The 14,618-nt window shown below is 73.7% G+C and carries 15 protein-coding genes; 4 read left to right on the plus strand and 11 right to left on the minus strand.

Going from position 1 to position 14,618, the window contains the following annotated elements:
- Positions 1–2: 2 nt before the first annotated feature.
- From ACIO5E_RS18635 to ACIO5E_RS18650, 4 genes are all read right to left on the minus strand, one after another.
- Complete coding sequence (locus ACIO5E_RS18635; protein WP_400668835.1) at positions 3–1,364, minus strand: glutamyl-tRNA reductase; 1,362 nt, start codon at positions 1,362–1,364, stop codon at positions 3–5.
- A gap of 31 nt (positions 1,365–1,395) precedes the next feature.
- The gene (locus ACIO5E_RS18640; protein WP_400668838.1) at positions 1,396–2,289 is read right to left on the minus strand and encodes a redox-sensing transcriptional repressor Rex; all 894 of its coding nucleotides are present in this window, start codon (positions 2,287–2,289) and stop codon (positions 1,396–1,398) included.
- 101 nt (positions 2,290–2,390) lie between these two features.
- The gene (locus ACIO5E_RS18645) at positions 2,391–3,137 is read right to left on the minus strand and encodes an exonuclease domain-containing protein (protein WP_400668840.1); all 747 of its coding nucleotides are present in this window, start codon (positions 3,135–3,137) and stop codon (positions 2,391–2,393) included.
- A 162-nt stretch (positions 3,138–3,299) separates the two neighbouring features.
- Positions 3,300–3,584: a glutaredoxin family protein gene (locus ACIO5E_RS18650; protein WP_400668843.1), complete on the minus strand. Its 285-nt coding sequence runs from the start codon at positions 3,582–3,584 to the stop codon at positions 3,300–3,302.
- Between the two features lie 119 nt (positions 3,585–3,703).
- On the opposite strand from ACIO5E_RS18650, the gene ACIO5E_RS18655 reads away from it, so the two are divergent.
- From ACIO5E_RS18655 to ACIO5E_RS18665, 3 genes are all read left to right on the plus strand, one after another.
- The gene (locus ACIO5E_RS18655; RefSeq protein ID WP_400668846.1) at positions 3,704–4,723 is read left to right on the plus strand and encodes an HAD family hydrolase; all 1,020 of its coding nucleotides are present in this window, start codon (positions 3,704–3,706) and stop codon (positions 4,721–4,723) included.
- A 545-nt stretch (positions 4,724–5,268) separates the two neighbouring features.
- On the plus strand, positions 5,269–6,090 hold the full coding sequence (locus ACIO5E_RS18660; RefSeq protein WP_400669564.1) for an ECF subfamily RNA polymerase sigma factor, BldN family: 822 nt from the start codon (positions 5,269–5,271) through the stop codon (positions 6,088–6,090).
- Between the two features lie 270 nt (positions 6,091–6,360).
- The gene (locus ACIO5E_RS18665; RefSeq protein ID WP_400668849.1) at positions 6,361–7,683 is read left to right on the plus strand and encodes a DUF5667 domain-containing protein; all 1,323 of its coding nucleotides are present in this window, start codon (positions 6,361–6,363) and stop codon (positions 7,681–7,683) included.
- An 83-nt stretch (positions 7,684–7,766) separates the two neighbouring features.
- Here ACIO5E_RS18665 and ACIO5E_RS18670 read toward each other — a convergent pair whose 3' ends face one another.
- The 5 genes from ACIO5E_RS18670 to ACIO5E_RS18690 form a co-directional block, all read right to left on the minus strand.
- The gene (locus ACIO5E_RS18670) at positions 7,767–8,774 is read right to left on the minus strand and encodes a lysophospholipid acyltransferase family protein (RefSeq protein ID WP_400668852.1); all 1,008 of its coding nucleotides are present in this window, start codon (positions 8,772–8,774) and stop codon (positions 7,767–7,769) included.
- Between the two features lie 7 nt (positions 8,775–8,781).
- On the minus strand, positions 8,782–9,894 hold the full coding sequence (locus ACIO5E_RS18675) for an NAD-dependent epimerase/dehydratase family protein (RefSeq protein WP_400669565.1): 1,113 nt from the start codon (positions 9,892–9,894) through the stop codon (positions 8,782–8,784).
- A 150-nt stretch (positions 9,895–10,044) separates the two neighbouring features.
- Positions 10,045–10,143 carry a 30S ribosomal protein bS22 gene (locus tag ACIO5E_RS18680; protein ID WP_003948845.1) on the minus strand — a complete coding sequence of 33 codons (99 nt, stop codon included), beginning with the start codon at positions 10,141–10,143 and terminating at the stop codon, positions 10,045–10,047.
- A gap of 188 nt (positions 10,144–10,331) precedes the next feature.
- Positions 10,332–10,541, minus strand: coding sequence for a helix-turn-helix domain-containing protein (locus tag ACIO5E_RS18685; protein ID WP_063351305.1), 210 nt, complete (start codon positions 10,539–10,541; stop codon positions 10,332–10,334).
- Between the two features lie 225 nt (positions 10,542–10,766).
- A complete protein-coding gene (locus tag ACIO5E_RS18690; protein ID WP_400668856.1) occupies positions 10,767–11,963 on the minus strand; it encodes an acetoin utilization protein AcuC in 1,197 nt (398 codons plus the stop codon).
- A 120-nt stretch (positions 11,964–12,083) separates the two neighbouring features.
- Between ACIO5E_RS18690 and ACIO5E_RS18695 the strand changes: the two genes are divergently transcribed.
- Positions 12,084–12,596, plus strand: a complete 513-nt coding sequence (locus ACIO5E_RS18695) for a hypothetical protein (protein WP_400668859.1) — start codon at positions 12,084–12,086, stop codon at positions 12,594–12,596.
- Positions 12,597–12,642: 46 nt separating this feature from the next.
- Here ACIO5E_RS18695 and ACIO5E_RS18700 read toward each other — a convergent pair whose 3' ends face one another.
- Complete coding sequence (locus ACIO5E_RS18700) at positions 12,643–13,842, minus strand: MFS transporter (RefSeq protein ID WP_400668861.1); 1,200 nt, start codon at positions 13,840–13,842, stop codon at positions 12,643–12,645.
- A gap of 109 nt (positions 13,843–13,951) precedes the next feature.
- Positions 13,952–14,602: an HAD family hydrolase gene (locus ACIO5E_RS18705; RefSeq protein WP_400668864.1), complete on the minus strand. Its 651-nt coding sequence runs from the start codon at positions 14,600–14,602 to the stop codon at positions 13,952–13,954.
- Positions 14,603–14,618: the final 16 nt, after the last annotated feature.

Here is a 14,618-nt window from a genome sequence, read left to right on the forward strand (position 1 = left end):
GTTCATCTGGCGCCCCCGCCCGAGGGCTGGGGGCCACCGACGGGTGTGCCCGACACGGCGTGCACGGCCGCCGGGTCGAGGTCGAACAGCTCGCGCAGGGCGTCCGCGTAGGAGGCACCGCCGGGCTCGGCGGCCAGCTGCTTCACCCGGACGGTCGGGGCGTGCAGCAGCTTGTCGACGACGCGGCGGACGGTCTGGGTGATCTCGGCGCGGGAGCGCTCGTCCAGGTCGGGCAGCCGGGAGTCCAGCCGGACCAGTTCGGCGGCGACCACGTCGGAGGCCATCGCCCGCAGCGCGACCACGGTCGGCGCGATCCGGGCGGCCCGCTGGGCGGCGCCGAAGGCGGTCACCTCGTCGGCGACGATCCGGGAGACCTGGTCCACGTCGCCGGCGCCGGGGGTGGCGGCGTGCGCGTGGGAGAGGCTCTCCAGATCCACCAGCAGGGCGCCGGGCAGCTCGTGCACGGCGTGGTCGACGTCGCGCGGCATGGCCAGGTCGAGCAGGGCGAGCGGCTGGTCGGCCCCGGGGCGGAGCCGCTGGGCGTCGCTGCGGGCGGCGACCGCGGCGGCCACGTCCTCGGCCTTGATCACCACGCCGGCCGCGCCGGTGCAGGAGATCACCAGGTCGACGTCGGCCAGCGCCTCCGGCACCTTGGCCAGGTCCAGGGTACGGGCCACGTCGGAGCCGAGGATCTCGACCAGGCGCTCGGCGCGGGCCGGCGTCCGGTTGGCGATCAGCAGGTCGGTGACGCCGCAGCGGACCAGGGTGGCGGCGGCCAGCGAGCTCATCGAGCCCGCGCCGACCACCAGCGCCCGCTTGCCGGCGATCTCGCCCGCGCCCACCGCGACCTGCTCCAGGCCGAAGGTCACCAGCGACTGGCCGGCCCTGTCGATGCCGGTCTCGCTGTGCGCCCGCTTGCCGACCCGCAGCGCCTGCTGGAACAGCTCGTTCAGGCCGCGCCCGGCGGTGTGCTCCTCCTGCGCCGTGGCCAGCGCGTCGCGCAGCTGGCCGAGGATCTGGCCCTCGCCGACGACCATCGAGTCCAGGCCGCAGGCCACCGAGAACAGGTGGTGGACGGCGCGGTCCTCGTAGTGGACGTACAGGTGGGAGGTCAGCTCCTCCAGGTCCACCCCGCTGTGGTGGGCGAGCAGCAGGGACAGCTCGGCGACACCGGCGTGGAACTTGTCCACGTCCGCGTACAGCTCGATCCGGTTGCAGGTGTTCAGCAGCGCGGCCTCGGCGACGGTCGCGGTGGCGGCCGCGTCGTGCAGCAGCCGGGTCGGCACCTCACCGGTCAGCGCGGCGCGCTCCAGCACGCCGACCGGCGCCGTTCGATGGCTCAGTCCAACGACGAGAAGACTCACGCCCGCCCCCTGGTCCCACGGTTATCCGTACTCATGCGGGCATCACCGCGGGGAGATCGCCATCCCCGCCCTTGCCGGGCTTGCCCTGCTCGGCCTGGTCCTTGGCCGCCGTCTCGGCGGTGCCGCGGCCCTTGCCGTTGCCGCCGGCCGCCCGGCGCAGCTTGGCCGCCGCCGCCCGGACCGGGCCCGGGGCGCGGTCCAGCACCGACTCGGTGCGGTCCGGCTCCTCGCCGGCCTTGCGCTGCTCGTGGAAGGCCAGGATCTGCAGCTCGATGGAGAGGTCGACCTTGCGCACGTCCACGCCGTCCGGGACGGTCAGCACGGTCGGGGCGAAGTTGAGGATGCTGGTGACACCGGCCTCCACCAGCCGGTCGCAGACCTGCTGGGCGGCGCCGGGCGGGGTGGTGATCACGCCGATCGAGACGTGCTGGCTCTCGACGATCGACTCCAGCTCGTCCATGTGCCGCACCGGCAGGCCGGCCGCGCTGCCGCCGACCACGTTCGGGTCGGCGTCCAGCAGGGCCGCCACCCGGAAGCCGCGGGAGGCGAAGCCGCCGTAGTTGGCGAGGGCGTGGCCGAGGTTCCCGATGCCGACGATGACGACCGGCCAGTCCTGGGTCAGGCCCAGCTCGCGGGAGATCTGGTAGACGAGGTACTCGACGTCGTAGCCGACACCGCGGGTGCCGTAGGAGCCGAGGTAGGAGAAGTCCTTGCGCAGCTTGGCCGAGTTCACGCCGGCGGCGGCGGCCAACTCCTCGGAGGAGACGGTCGGCACCGAGCGCTCGGAGAGCGCGGTGAGCGCGCGCAGGTAGAGGGGCAGGCGGGCGACGGTCGCCTCCGGGATGCCCCGGGCACGCGAGGGTCGGCGCGCGGCGCCCTGGTCGGGCGTCTGCGAACTGCTCTGTGGTGATCGGCCGATTGCCACGGTGCTCCTGTGGGTGAAGCTGGGCTTTGGCAGCCAGGCTATGCGTTTGTGAACGTGTGCACAAAGATGGTGTCCGTTTTGTCCCCGCACAGTGATGCGCATCACGCCGACGAACCCATAGCACCGGCCTGTGTCAGTACTACCTCCGGGGCGGGGGCGTCGGGAAGCCACGGACCGAACAACGTCTCCCGGCGCACCAGCGGAACCGGCGTACCGGACGGGCGGGACCGGGCCCGGCCCAGCCGCGGCCACGGCACCCGGGCCGCCTCGCGCAGCGGGCCCGCCCAGTCGTCCGGCGGGCAGGACGGGACGCCGACGCAGTGCCGCAGCAGCTCGGCGGTCACCCGGGCGTCGCCCAGCGCGGTGTGCGCCGGGTACCAGCCCAGACCCGCCGCCTCCACGCAGGCCGCCAGGCCGTGGCCGCCGGCCTCCGGCAGGTGGGCGCGGGCCAGCCGCATCGTGCACAACAGCGGGACGGGCGGCAGCGACACCCCGATCCGGGCGAACTCGCGATCCAGGAAGGCGTGGTCGCAGCTGACGTGGTGGCCCACCAGCACCCGGCCGGCCAGCAGCTCCAGCAGGCGCGGGGCGATCTCCCGAAAGCGCGGGGCGCCCTCGACGTCCGTCTGGCGTATCCGGTGCACGTGGGTCGGGCCGACCGGGCCCAGCGGGTCGAGCAGGGTGGCGAACTCCCCCTCCGGACGCAGCCGCTCGTCCAGCAGCACCACCGCGACCTCGACCACCCGGTGCCGCCACGGGCTGCGGCCGGTCGCCTCCACGTCCACCACGGCGAAGCCCCGGGCGCCGTGCGGGGCTTCGGGCGTCCCAGGGGTCGGGCGGGGAAGCATGGCGGCACTCCTCGTGTGCTCAGCCCCCCACGGGCGCAGACGCGTTCGATCGTAAGCCGACCAACCGACCCCGGCTCAAGCCGGAACGGGGTGTCTTTGGCAACGATTCGGCGAACCGCCCCCGCCGAGTGGCGGGGGCGGTGGAGGGTGCGCGCGGGCCCGTCAGCCGCCGAGGGCGGCGCGCAGGCGGCGCTCGTCGACCCGCCAGAAGTCGTGCTGACGGCCGTCGATCAGGGTCACCGGGATCTGCTCCCAGTAGCGCCGGTACAGCTCCTCGTCCTGGGTGATGTCCTTCTCCTCGAAGGTCGCGCCCAGCTCGCCCGTCACCCGGACGATCACCTCCCGGGCCTCGTCGCACAGGTGGCAGCCGGGCTTGCCGACCAGGGTCACGGTGCGGTCGGCCGGCGCGGGCCTGGGGTTCTTGTCACGTCGCAGCAGTGGGCTCACCCGGCCATTGTCCGCCCGCCCCGCACCCACCCCGCCGGGGCCCGGGGCCGCCCGGTGTTCACCGCGCGGGCACGCCGCCGTCACGGCCGCTCCGCGCCCGGCTGGCTATGCTCGTTGGCATGGCCGTGCTCCGAAGGCTCACCCAGGCGAAGCGTTCCACCACCGGGCGGAGCGCCCTGGCGGGCGAGGCCGCCGCCGAGGCGGCGGAGGCCGCGCTGCGGGCCGAGCCGGCGCCGGACACCGCCCCTGCGGCGAACGGCCCCCTGGACGGCACCGCCGGGGAGAGCGTCGCCGTCCCCGCCGCGGGCAAGGCCGGGAAGGCGCCCAAGGCCCCGGCGGAGAACCACACCCCCGAGCCGGACGATCCGCGCGCCGCCGCGTTCTTCGACTGCGACAACACCATCCTGCGCGGCGCCGCGATCTTCTACCTCGGAGTCGGCCTCTACCGGCGCGGTTTCCTCACCCGTCGCGACATCGCCCGGTTCGCCTGGCAGCAGGCCTGGTTCCGGCTGCACGGCGCCGAGGACCCGGACCACATCTCGGACGCCCGGAACACCGCCCTCGGCATCGTCGCCGGCAAGCCCACCGCCGACCTGGAGGCGATCTGCGAGGAGATCTTCGAGCCGGTCGTCGCCGACAAGATCTGGCCGGGCACCCGCGCCCTGGTCCAGATGCACCTGGACGCCGGCCAGCGGGTCTGGCTGGTGACCGCCGCCCCGCTGGAGGTGGCCCGGATCATCGCCCGGCGGCTCGGCATGACCGGCGCGCTCGGCACCGTCGCCGAGGCCGACGGCGGCCGGTACACCGGCCGGCTGGTCGGCGAGCTGCTGCACGGCCCGGCCAAGGCGGCCGCGGTGCGCGCGCTGGCCCGGCGCGAGCGGCTGGACCTCGACCGCTGCGCCGCGTACAGCGACTCGGCCAACGACATCCCGATGCTCTCGCTGGTCGGCCACCCCTACGTGGTGAACCCGGACGGCGCGCTGCGCCGCCACGCCCGGGCCCAGGGTTGGCGGGTCCGGGACTTCCGGACCGGGCGGAAGGCGGCCCGGGTGGGGCTGCCGGCGGCCGCCGCGCTCGGGGTGCTCGCGGGTGCGGCCGCCGCCGGGGTGGCGCTGAACCGCCGCCGCCACTGCGCCTGACGGGCTCCCGCCGCCCCCGGTCCACCTCGTCGCCCCGGCTCCCCCGGGCGGGTGACCGGACGTCAACCAGGGCTCTGACCTGCCCCCTCGTACGGGCGAACTCCCGCTACCCGTACGGCTTTCCGGCCTAGTGAGCGAACCTGTCAGCCAGTGACCGGTTCCGATCGTTCGCCAGACCGGGAAAGTCAGGGGTTGCCGGGCCCCAAGTCAGGGAAACCACCCGCCAGACCACCGAATTGGTCACCCTGAGCACCTGATCGGTCACGTTGGGCCGGATGAACGATGACAGGTCCGGTCAGTGTCAGACGAATATGCGCGATGAATGGATCCCAAACGACCACTTCGACCACACGGTGTAGCTGTCATTGCACAAAGCGTTATTCTCTCCTGGATGCACGTCACCACGCGTCTCGCTCGAACGGGCGGCGCGGGAGTGCTCTCCGCGCAGGCGGAGGTGATCCGTCCACAGTTCTGCCTCTGGGAGTCCCGTGTACCCACCCGTCCGGAACGACGCGCCTGCACCCTCCCGCCCGTCGTCCGTGCCCCTGCGCCCCCGCACCGGCATCCGCGGCCGCCCGGTCGCCGACCGGCAGATCTCCACCGGCCTGGACCTGCTGCGCACCCTGCTCCGCAGCCAGCTCGCCGCCTCGCCCCAACTCGTGCCCGCCGGCGCCCCGTTCGGCCACTCGCACGGCGCCGGGCTGGCGCTGCGCACCACCGCCGCCGGCTCGACCGGCACCGGCTCGCGCGGCCGCACCGGCACCACCGGCGTCGGCCGCAGCCGGACCCGGACCGCGCCGAGCCCCGGCTACGAGACCGAGCACAACCCGATCATGGAGCTGGTCGAACGGGCCCAGGCCGGCGAGAGCGAGGCCTTCGGCCGGCTCTACGACCACTACGCGGACACCGTCTACCGCTACATCTACTACCGCGTCGGCAGCCGGGCCACCGCCGAGGACCTCACCAGCGAGACGTTCCTGCGTGCGCTGCGCCGGATCGGCACCTTCACCTGGCAGGGCCGGGACTTCGGCGCCTGGCTGGTGACCATCGCCCGCAACCTGGTCGCCGACCACTTCAAGTCCAGCCGCTTCCGGCTGGAGGTCACCACCGGCGAGATGCTCGACTCCAACGAGTGCGAGCGCAGCCCGGAGGAGTCGGTGCTGGAGTCGCTCTCCAACGCCGCCCTGCTGGACGCGGTGCGCCGACTCAACCCGCAGCAGCAGGAGTGCGTCACGCTCCGCTTCCTGCAGGGACTCTCGGTGGCCGAGACCGCGCGGATCATGGGCAAGAACGAGGGCGCCATCAAGACCCTCCAGTACCGCGCCGTGCGCACCCTGGCCCGGCTGCTGCCGCCGGACGCGCGGTGAGGCGACGGTGACCGGGGGTGGCATAGCCGGTGGGCGTCCCGGCGGGACGTCACCATCCGTGCCCGATCGACACGTCCGGGTGAACGGTCGATCCGATGATCAGCCGCGCGTAACCCACCGCCCTCGCCACTCGTTGGCCAGCGTGCAAGTCCCCACCAGGCGTACGGTCAAGCCGAATTGCGACCTGTCACCCGATGGAGTGGCTTTGGCCCGCCGAGGCAACCGTCCGGCAGGCCGGGGTGTCGACAACGACGAAGGGAGGTGTGGCCCGTGACGGCAAACGTGCTGGAGCACCGGCGGGCGAAGGCCTTCGCCGAGGCGCTGGAGGTCCACCAGGCGGCGCAGCGCGGCGAGGACGACGCCGAATCGGCCAACACCGCTGCCACCGGCGCCGGTTCGGTCGCGATGGCAGAACTGGTCGGGCTGACCGACGCGCTGTGTGCGGTGCCTGGGCCGGCGCTGGACCCGGAGGTACGAACCGTCCAACGCGCCCAACTGATGGCCGCGTTCGAGCAGGCCTTCGCCGGCGGACCGGGCGCCGCAGTGCCCCGCCAACGCCGGCACCGCGCGATCCGGACGGCGCCGCGCGGCCGCTGGAGCCGCCGGTTCGCGATCGGCGGACTGGTCGCCGGGCTAGCCGTCGGCAGCCTCGCCGGCGCCGCCGCCGCCAGCTCCAACGCCCTGCCCGGGGACACGCTGTACGGCATGAAGCGCGGCCTCGAAGGGCTTCGGCTCGACCTCGCGGACTCCGACTCCGAACGCGGCGAGCTGCTGCTCGACAACGCCGCCACCCGGCTCGGCGAGGCCAAGACCCTGGTCGGCCACACCGGCCCGGCCACCGCGCTCAGCCAGGGCACCGTCGAACGGGTCCGCCGCGCGCTGGACGACATGCACGCCGACGCCATCAAGGGCCGCGAGCTGCTCCGCTCGGTCTACCGCAGCAACGGCTCGCTCGACCCGATGCGCGCCCTGGCGGGCTTCGCCCAGGACGAGGACGGTCGCTGGACCGAACTGGTGGGCCAGCTGCCCGTCCAGCTCACCCAGCAGGCCCACCTGGTCGACCAGCTCTTCGACGACATAAGCGAGGACGTCGCGCCCCTGCGCCTGGCCCAGCCCACCGCCAAGAGCGGTGGCCCGGCCGGCACCGGGGCGGGCGGCGGCACGGCCGGCCCGGCCACCGGCGGCACCCCCGCCGACACCCCGGCGAACGGCACCGGCAGTGCGCCCGGCGCCGGCCCGGCCCAGGGCGGCGCCAGTGGAGCGAGCAACGGCGGCAACCGCCCCGGCAGCACCGAGCGCGCCCCCGCCGGCACCGGCGCCAGCACGCCCAACGGCTCCGGCGCCAAGGGCGGCGGTCTGCCCGGCACCCTGCCCACCGGCGCCCCGGACGCCGTCAACGGGCTCGTCGGGGACCTCACCAGCGGGCTCACCGGGGCCAAGACCTCGCCGAGCACCGAGCCGGCCCCGCAGCAACCGGCGCCGCAGCCGCCGTCCGGCATGCCCAGCGCCCCGCCCGGCGGCCAGCCGCAGGGCGTCGACGTGCCCCCGCTGGTCCCGGGCCTGCTGCCCGGGCTGCGGATCCTCGGCGGCTGACCGGACGAGGTCGAGGGCCCCGGCGATCGCCGGGGCCCTTCGCCGTTCCCGCCGGACGAGCGCCAGGGCGTGTCCGACGAGCGCTAGAAGAACACCGAACGCCGCTGCATCAGCAGCTTGTAGAGCGTGTGCTGGATCGTCTCGCGCACCTCGTCGGCCAGGTCGAAGACCAGCATCGGATCGTCCGCCGCCTCCGACGGGTACCCGTCGGTGGCGATCGGCTCCCCGAACTGGATGGTCCACTTGGTCGGCAGCGGCAACACGCCCAACGGCCCCAGCCACGGGAAGGTCGGCGTGATCGGCACGTACGGCAGGCCCAGCAGCCGGGCCAGCGTCTTCACGTTGCCGATCATCGGGTAGGTCTCCTCGGCACCGACGATCGAGCACGGCACGATCGGCACCCGCGCCCGCAGCGCCGAGGAGACGAACCCGCCGCGCCCGAACCGCTGGAGCTTGTACCGCTCGGCGAACGGCTTGCCGATCCCCTTGAAGCCCTCCGGCCAGACGCCGACCACCTCACCGCGCTCCAGCAGCGCCTGGGCGTCCTCGTTGCAGGCCAGCGTGTGGCCGGCCTTGCGGGCCAGCTCGTTCACGCCCGGCAGCACGAACACCAGGTCGGCGGCGAGCATCCGCAGGTGCCGGTGGTGCGGGTGGTGGTCGTGGATCGCGACCTGGGTCATCAGGGCGTCCAGCGGGACCGTCCCGGAGTGGTTGGCGACGATCAGCGCGCCGCCCTCGGCCGGGATGTTCTCGATCCCGCGCACCTCGATCCGGAAGTACTTCTCGGCCAGCGGGCGCAGCAGCGAGAGCAGCACCTCCTCGGTGAGCTCCCGGTCGAAGCCGAACTCGTCCACCTCGTAGTCGCCGGTGATCCGGCGGCGCAGGAAGGCCAGCCCGTCCGCGGCCCGACCCTCCCAGCCCTTGCCGAACACCCGGGTGGCCGCCGGTCCGAGCTGCCCGGACAGTGCCCCGCCGACGGCGTCGGCGAGTCGGTCGGCCAGCCCGGGGCGGTCGGGCGAGGTCCAGCTGGGGGCGGACTCGATCGGGATGACCCTGGCCTCGCCCGGCGCGTTCTCGGCTGCGGCACTCATCGCGGGTTCAGCTCCTCGGTCGGCGGGGGCGGTCGGTGAGGGCGGTGCGGGCGCCGGCGGCCGGGGCCCGCTCCGGGCCGAGCAGGGCGGCCAGCCGGTCGGTGACGGCGGCCAACCGCTCGGGTGGCAGCAGGCCGGGCCCCTGCGCGGCGGCGAAGTCGGCGAAGGCCTCCGGGGTGGTGAACGCCGGACGGTAGCCGAAGATCTCGCGCAGCCGGGTGGTGTCCACCACCCGGCCGTGGGTGAGCAGCCGCAGTTGCTCCGGCGAGACGTCCACCAGCCGGGTCTGCCGGGCCAGCCCGGCCATCCAGCTGACCGCGGGCAGCAGCAGCGGCAGGGTGGGACGGCCGAGTCGGCGAGCGCACTGGGAGAGCAGCAGGACACCCTCCCCGGCCACGTTGAAGGTCCCGGTGTTGGCGGTGCCCGGCTCGGCCTCGCCGGCGGCCCGGCAGAGCACGGCGACGGCGTCGTCCTCGTGCACGAACTGCAGCCGCGGGTCGTAGCCGAGCACGGTCGGCAGCACGGGCAGCGCGAAGTACTCGCTGAGCGGGGTGTCCGCGCCCGGGCCGACGATGTTGGCGAAGCGCAGGACCGTCACCGCGACGTCCGGACGGCGCCGGGCGAAGCCGCGGACGTAGCCCTCGACCTCCGCCGCGTCCTTGGCGAAGCCGCCGCCGGGCGGGTTCTTCGGCTGGATCCGTTCGGTGAACACCGCGGGGTCGCGGGGCGCGGAGCCGTAGACGCCGGTGGTCGACTTCACCACCAGCCGGCGCACTCCGGGCGCCTTCTGGCAGGCGCCGAGCAACTGCATGGTGCCGATGACGTTGGACTCCTTGACCGCGGAGCGGTTGGTGGAGCCCAGGCCGGTGGCGCTGACGCTGAGGTGGACCACGGTGTCGACCCGGTGCTCGGCGATCACCCGGGAGACCGCCGGGCGGCGCAGGTCGAGCTGCTGGAAGCGGTACTCGGCGGCCGGGCCGTCCGGCTCCTCGACCGGCAGCCGGGGCGGCTGCACGTCCACGCCGACCACCAGGTCCACGCCCGGACGGCGGCGGACCTCGGCGGCGAAGCGGGCACCGAGATGGCGTGCCACGCCGGTGACGAGCACGACCACGCCCACGGTGTGCACCCCATTCCCTTGACCCGAGCGGCCTGCGTGCACCGTACCGCGCCGCCGTACCGGGCCGTGAAACGACACCGCCCGCCCAGGCCGCGAGGGCCTGGACGGGCGGTGGAAGCGCTGGGCGCGCCAAGCGCGGCCCGGTGGCGCTTACTTCTTGTTGCGACGCTGAACGCGAGTCCGCTTCAGAAGCTTGCGGTGCTTCTTCTTGGCCATACGCTTGCGACGCTTCTTGATGACAGAGCCCACGGAACAACCCTCGCTCACTGAGACTCTCGCCCGTGAGAGACGGAGTCCATACGACTGACGGACGGCCTAGCCTACCGTCACCGACGCCTGGGCCGTAATCGTGCTCCCCGTGACCGGGAAACTCGCGGAGAATCTGCGGCAAACAGGGGCGGGACCCACGTGCGGACCCCGCCCCTGCCCGCCCGGAGCTACGCGCTCTCAAGCCGCACGTAGGACTCCTTGAGGTACTCGTGGACCGCCTGCTGGGGCACCCGGAAGGACCGCCCGACCCGGATGGCCGGCAGCTCTCCGCTGTGCACCAGGCGGTACACCGTCATCTTGGACACCCGCATGACCGAGGCAACCTCCGCCACGGTCAGGAAGACGACTTCCTGCAGGGGGCGCTCGCCGGAACTCATGACCATCACCCGACCCTTACCCGTGTGCAAGGCACCGGCTTCCCCTCCGGTGACTCCACCGGCACACGTGTATCCCCAGAGTAGTTATGGGTGGTACCAGTGGGAAGAGGGGAGGTGCAGTCCTCGTACGGTGAGAGATAGGACTGTTGCAGTACGTAGTCACTCGGCGGATCGCCGGAGTCGGCGTACGCACGGCCCCGCCGCGCCCGGTCCGGGGGGCCGGTTTCAGGCCAGGAGGCCGAGGTGGGGGAACACCGCGCGGCGGGTGGCGAGGATGGCCTGATCGAGCCGGTCGGCCGGATCGTAACCCGCGTCGAAGTCGCGCCAGACCGGCCGGGCGCCGTCGGTCATCCGCAGCGGGGCTGGTTGGCGGGTGCGGCGGTAGACCTCGGCGCGCCAGGGCTCGGGGGTCTCGGTGGCCGGGTCGACGGGCCGTCCGGCGGCGGTGGCGACCAGGTGGGTCCAGGCCCGCGGGACGACGTCCACGATGGCGTAGCCGCCCCCGCCGGTGGCGATCCAGCGGCCACCGGTGAGCTGGTGGGCGAGGTCGTGCAGCTCCTCGGCGATCAACCGCTGGGCGTCCACGGTGACGGCGAGGTGGGCGAGCGGGTCCTCCAGGTGGGTGTCGGCGCCGTGCTGGGTGACCAGGACCTGCGGGCGGAAGGCGGCGAGCAGTTCGGGCACCACGGCGTGGAAGGCGCGCAGCCAGCCGGCGTCGCCGGTGCCGGCCGGCAGCGGCAGGTTGGCGGCGGTGCCGGGGGCGTCCGGGCCGCCGGTCTCGGTGGGCCAGCCGGTCTGCGGGAAGAGCGTGGCGGGGTGCTCGTGGAGCGAGACCGTGAGCACCCGGGGGTCGTTCCAGAACGCCTGCTGGACGCCGTCGCCGTGGTGGACGTCCACGTCGACGTAGGCGACCCGCTCGGCGCCGAGTTCGAGCAGCCGGGCGACGGCCAGCGCGGGGTCGTTGTAGACGCAGAAGCCGGAGGCCTTGTCGGGCATCGCGTGGTGCAGTCCGCCGGCGAAGTTCACGGCGTGCGGGGTCTCGCCGCGCCAGACCGCCTCGGCGGCGGCCACGGACTGGCCGGCGATCAGCGCGGAGGCCGAATGGACGGCGGGGAAGGACCAGTTGTCGTCGGTGCCGAGCCCGTGCCGGGGGTCCGACTCGTCGGGGTGGGCCGCGGCGTGCTTGACCGCCTCGACGTACTCCCGGGTGTGCACCAGCCGCAGGGTGGACTCGCCGGCCGGCGGAGCGGCCCGGACGGTCACCCCGGGCCCGGCGTCCAGCCCGAGGGCCTCGACCAGGCGCATGGTGAGCGCCAGCCGGGTCGGGTCCATCGGGTGGCCGGGGCCGAAGTCGTAGGCGGTGACGGCCTCGTCCCAGAAGAGGTGCAGGCCGCAGGGGGTGTCACGCTCGGCTTCGGGCATGGCCTCCACCGTAGCGGGTGGCGGCCGCCGGGCCTCCACCAGGGCGCGCCGGGGGCGGGCCGGGCCGCGGCCATGAAGGCCCTACAGACAAAACCTTCACGCCTTCATATCCTCTCCGCCATGAAGCCATTCAGCGTGCAACGCCTTGGTGTAATTCTCGCTGCATTACTGGGACTTGGCCTGCTCTTTGCCGCCCAGCCGGCCTCCGCCGCGGTCAGCGGATCCTCGTTCGCCGTCGACAAGAAGACGGCGGCGCCGGGTGATCAGCTGACCCTGACGCTGTCTCTCACCAACACCGAGAGCACCGACATCTACTTCGCCTACGAGTTCATCCAGCCGATCTGGCCCGCCAACCAGGAGGCCGGCGCGTTCACGGTCACCGGGTGCTCCGGCGACTCCACCGACTGCGCCGTCAATGGGAACAACGCGAACTTCCACTTCCGGGCGCCGATCGCCCCCGGCGAGACCCGCACCGTCGCGCTCACCGTCCAGATCACCTCGGCCCCGACCTGGACCGGGCCGTACACCCTGAACTGGGCGCCGTACGTCTACTACGAGTACTACCAGGCGAGCGGCGCCAAGGACCAGCTGTGGGCCAACGGCCTGCCCGAGCTGGCCACCGTGATCGGCTGACCTCCGAACCCGTTCGAGCGGTGTCCCGTGCTCGCTCCCGCGACCGTCACGCGGCGGCGGGCGCGAGCACGGGCGCCGGGGCGAAGCGGTCCGCCAGCGGCAGGACGGCGAGCACCAGCAGCATCGGGGCGAGCAGCGCCCAGCGGTAGGAGCTCGCGTCCGCGATCGCCCCGACCAGCGGCGAACCGATCAGGAAGCCCACGTAGTTGAAGAGGTTGAGCCGGGCCACGGCGGCGTCCGAGTCGGCCGGGAAGAGCCGGCCCCCGGCCGCGAACACCTGCGGGATGATCGCACAGATGCCGAAGCCGAGCACGGTGAACCCGGCGATGCCCGCCCAGGCGGCGGGCGCGGCGGCGGCCAGTGCGAAGCCGAGCGCGGCCAGCCCGGCGCCGGCCCGCACCACCGGGACGGCGCCGAAGCGCTGCACCGCGCGGTCGCCCAGGGCGCGGCCGAGCAGCATCGCGACCATGTAGCCGAGGTAGGAGAGCTTGGCGAGGTCCTCGGGGCTGCCCAGGCCGTCGGTGAGGTACTTGACGCTGTAGTTGGAGACCGAGGAGTCCGCGATGTAGGCGAAGGCCATCGCCAGGCAGAGCGGCAGCAGCGGCCGCCAGGGGATGGACCGGGCAGCGGCCTCGGCGGCCTCCCGGACGGCGTCCCCGAGTTCGGCCGGGCCGGCGAAGCGGGTCCCGGTCAGCAGGGCCAGCGGGGCGATCACCGCCGCGGCCGTGCCGAACAGCACCGGCAGGCCGAGGTCGTAGTGCGCGCCGAGGCCGGCGAGGGCCGCGCCGAGGATGCCGCCGAGGCTGAACGCGGCGTGGAAGCCGATCATGATCGAGCGGCCGTAGCGGTGCTGCAGGCCCACCCCGAGCATGTTCATACTCGCGTCCAACGCACCCACCAGCAGCCCGAACGCACCGAGCGCGAGGGCCAGTTGCCAGAGCGCGTCGCCGAGCCCGACGCCCGCGAGGCTGAGGCAGACGAGCGGCTGGACGACCCGCAGCACGGCCCGCGCACCGGTGCGCTTGACCAGTTGCTCGGAGGTGATCGAGCCGACCCCGGCGAGGATCGGCACCGCGGCCAGGAACAGCGGCAGCAGCGCGTCACTCAGCCCGTACCGGTGCTGGATCTCCGGGATGCAGGTGACCAGCAGCGCGAAGGTGGTGCCCTGGAGCAGGAAGCTGACGGCGAGCGCGGCCCGCCCGGCGCGCAGGCCGGGCGGGGGGATCGCGGGTGACGCGGCACTCATGGCGGACCTCGCTACTGGCCGGTACGACGATGTTGGCGAGAGCGTAGGCGGTGCACCGCGATTGCGGGAGGGGTTGCGCAGGGGTTTTCCGCGGCCCCGGGGTGCGGGGTCAGAGCAGGGCGGAGACCTCGGCGAGGTCGGCTATCAGCCCGGTGGCCCCGGCGGCGGTCAGCTTCGCCGGGTCGGTGAGCGCGGTGTAGCCGTACACGTCCATGCCCGCGGCCCGGGCGGCGAGCACGCCGTTGGGGCTGTCCTCGACGACCAGGCAGCGGGCCGGGTCGACGCCGAGGGTGCGGGCGGCGTGCAGGAAGAGGTCCGGCGCGGGCTTGCCCACGCCGACGTCCTGGGCGCTGAAGATCCGCTCCTCGGCGACGTACCCGCGCAGGCCGGTGACGTCGAGCGCGGTGCGGATCCACACGTGGTGCGCCGAGGAGGCCAGGCAGGTGGGCACGGAGCGCTGCCGCAGTTCCTTCAGCAGCTGCTCCGCGCCCCGGACAGCCGTCAGCTCGGCGCCGAACGCGTCGAAGACCCGGCCGTGGAACAGCTCGTCGAAGCCCTCCGGCAGCGTCGCGCCGTCGTACCGCTCGGCGATCACGTCGTGGATGCGGTGGGCGGCGCAGCCCATGAAGTCCCGGTAGGAGTCCTCGATCGTGGTCGGGTAGCCGAGTTCGGTCAGGTACTCGGCCAGCACCCGGTTGGAGAGCGGCTCGCTGTCCACCAGGACGCCGTCGTTGTCGAAGATCACCAGGTCGTAGGCCATGCCGCCGAGCCTACCG

It is taken from the genome of Kitasatospora sp. NPDC087314, from assembly GCF_044744365.1.
Classification (GTDB): domain Bacteria; phylum Actinomycetota; class Actinomycetes; order Streptomycetales; family Streptomycetaceae; genus Kitasatospora.

What these genes read in the sequence shown, in the direction of transcription:
- ACIO5E_RS18645 (WP_400668840.1), bottom strand. Translation starts at nt 3,137, where the DNA reads ATGCTTCCCCGCCCGACCCCTGGGACGCCCGAAGCCCCGCACGGCGCC.
- ACIO5E_RS18655 (WP_400668846.1), top strand. Translation starts at nt 3,704, where the DNA reads ATGGCCGTGCTCCGAAGGCTCACCCAGGCGAAGCGTTCCACCACCGGG.
- ACIO5E_RS18670 (WP_400668852.1), bottom strand. Translation starts at nt 8,774, where the DNA reads ATGAGTGCCGCAGCCGAGAACGCGCCGGGCGAGGCCAGGGTCATCCCG.
- ACIO5E_RS18685 (WP_063351305.1), bottom strand. Translation starts at nt 10,541, where the DNA reads ATGAGTTCCGGCGAGCGCCCCCTGCAGGAAGTCGTCTTCCTGACCGTG.
- ACIO5E_RS18690 (WP_400668856.1), bottom strand. Translation starts at nt 11,963, where the DNA reads ATGCCCGAAGCCGAGCGTGACACCCCCTGCGGCCTGCACCTCTTCTGG.
- ACIO5E_RS18695 (WP_400668859.1), top strand. Translation starts at nt 12,084, where the DNA reads ATGAAGCCATTCAGCGTGCAACGCCTTGGTGTAATTCTCGCTGCATTA.
- ACIO5E_RS18700 (WP_400668861.1), bottom strand. Translation starts at nt 13,842, where the DNA reads ATGAGTGCCGCGTCACCCGCGATCCCCCCGCCCGGCCTGCGCGCCGGG.
- ACIO5E_RS18705 (WP_400668864.1), bottom strand. Translation starts at nt 14,602, where the DNA reads ATGGCCTACGACCTGGTGATCTTCGACAACGACGGCGTCCTGGTGGAC.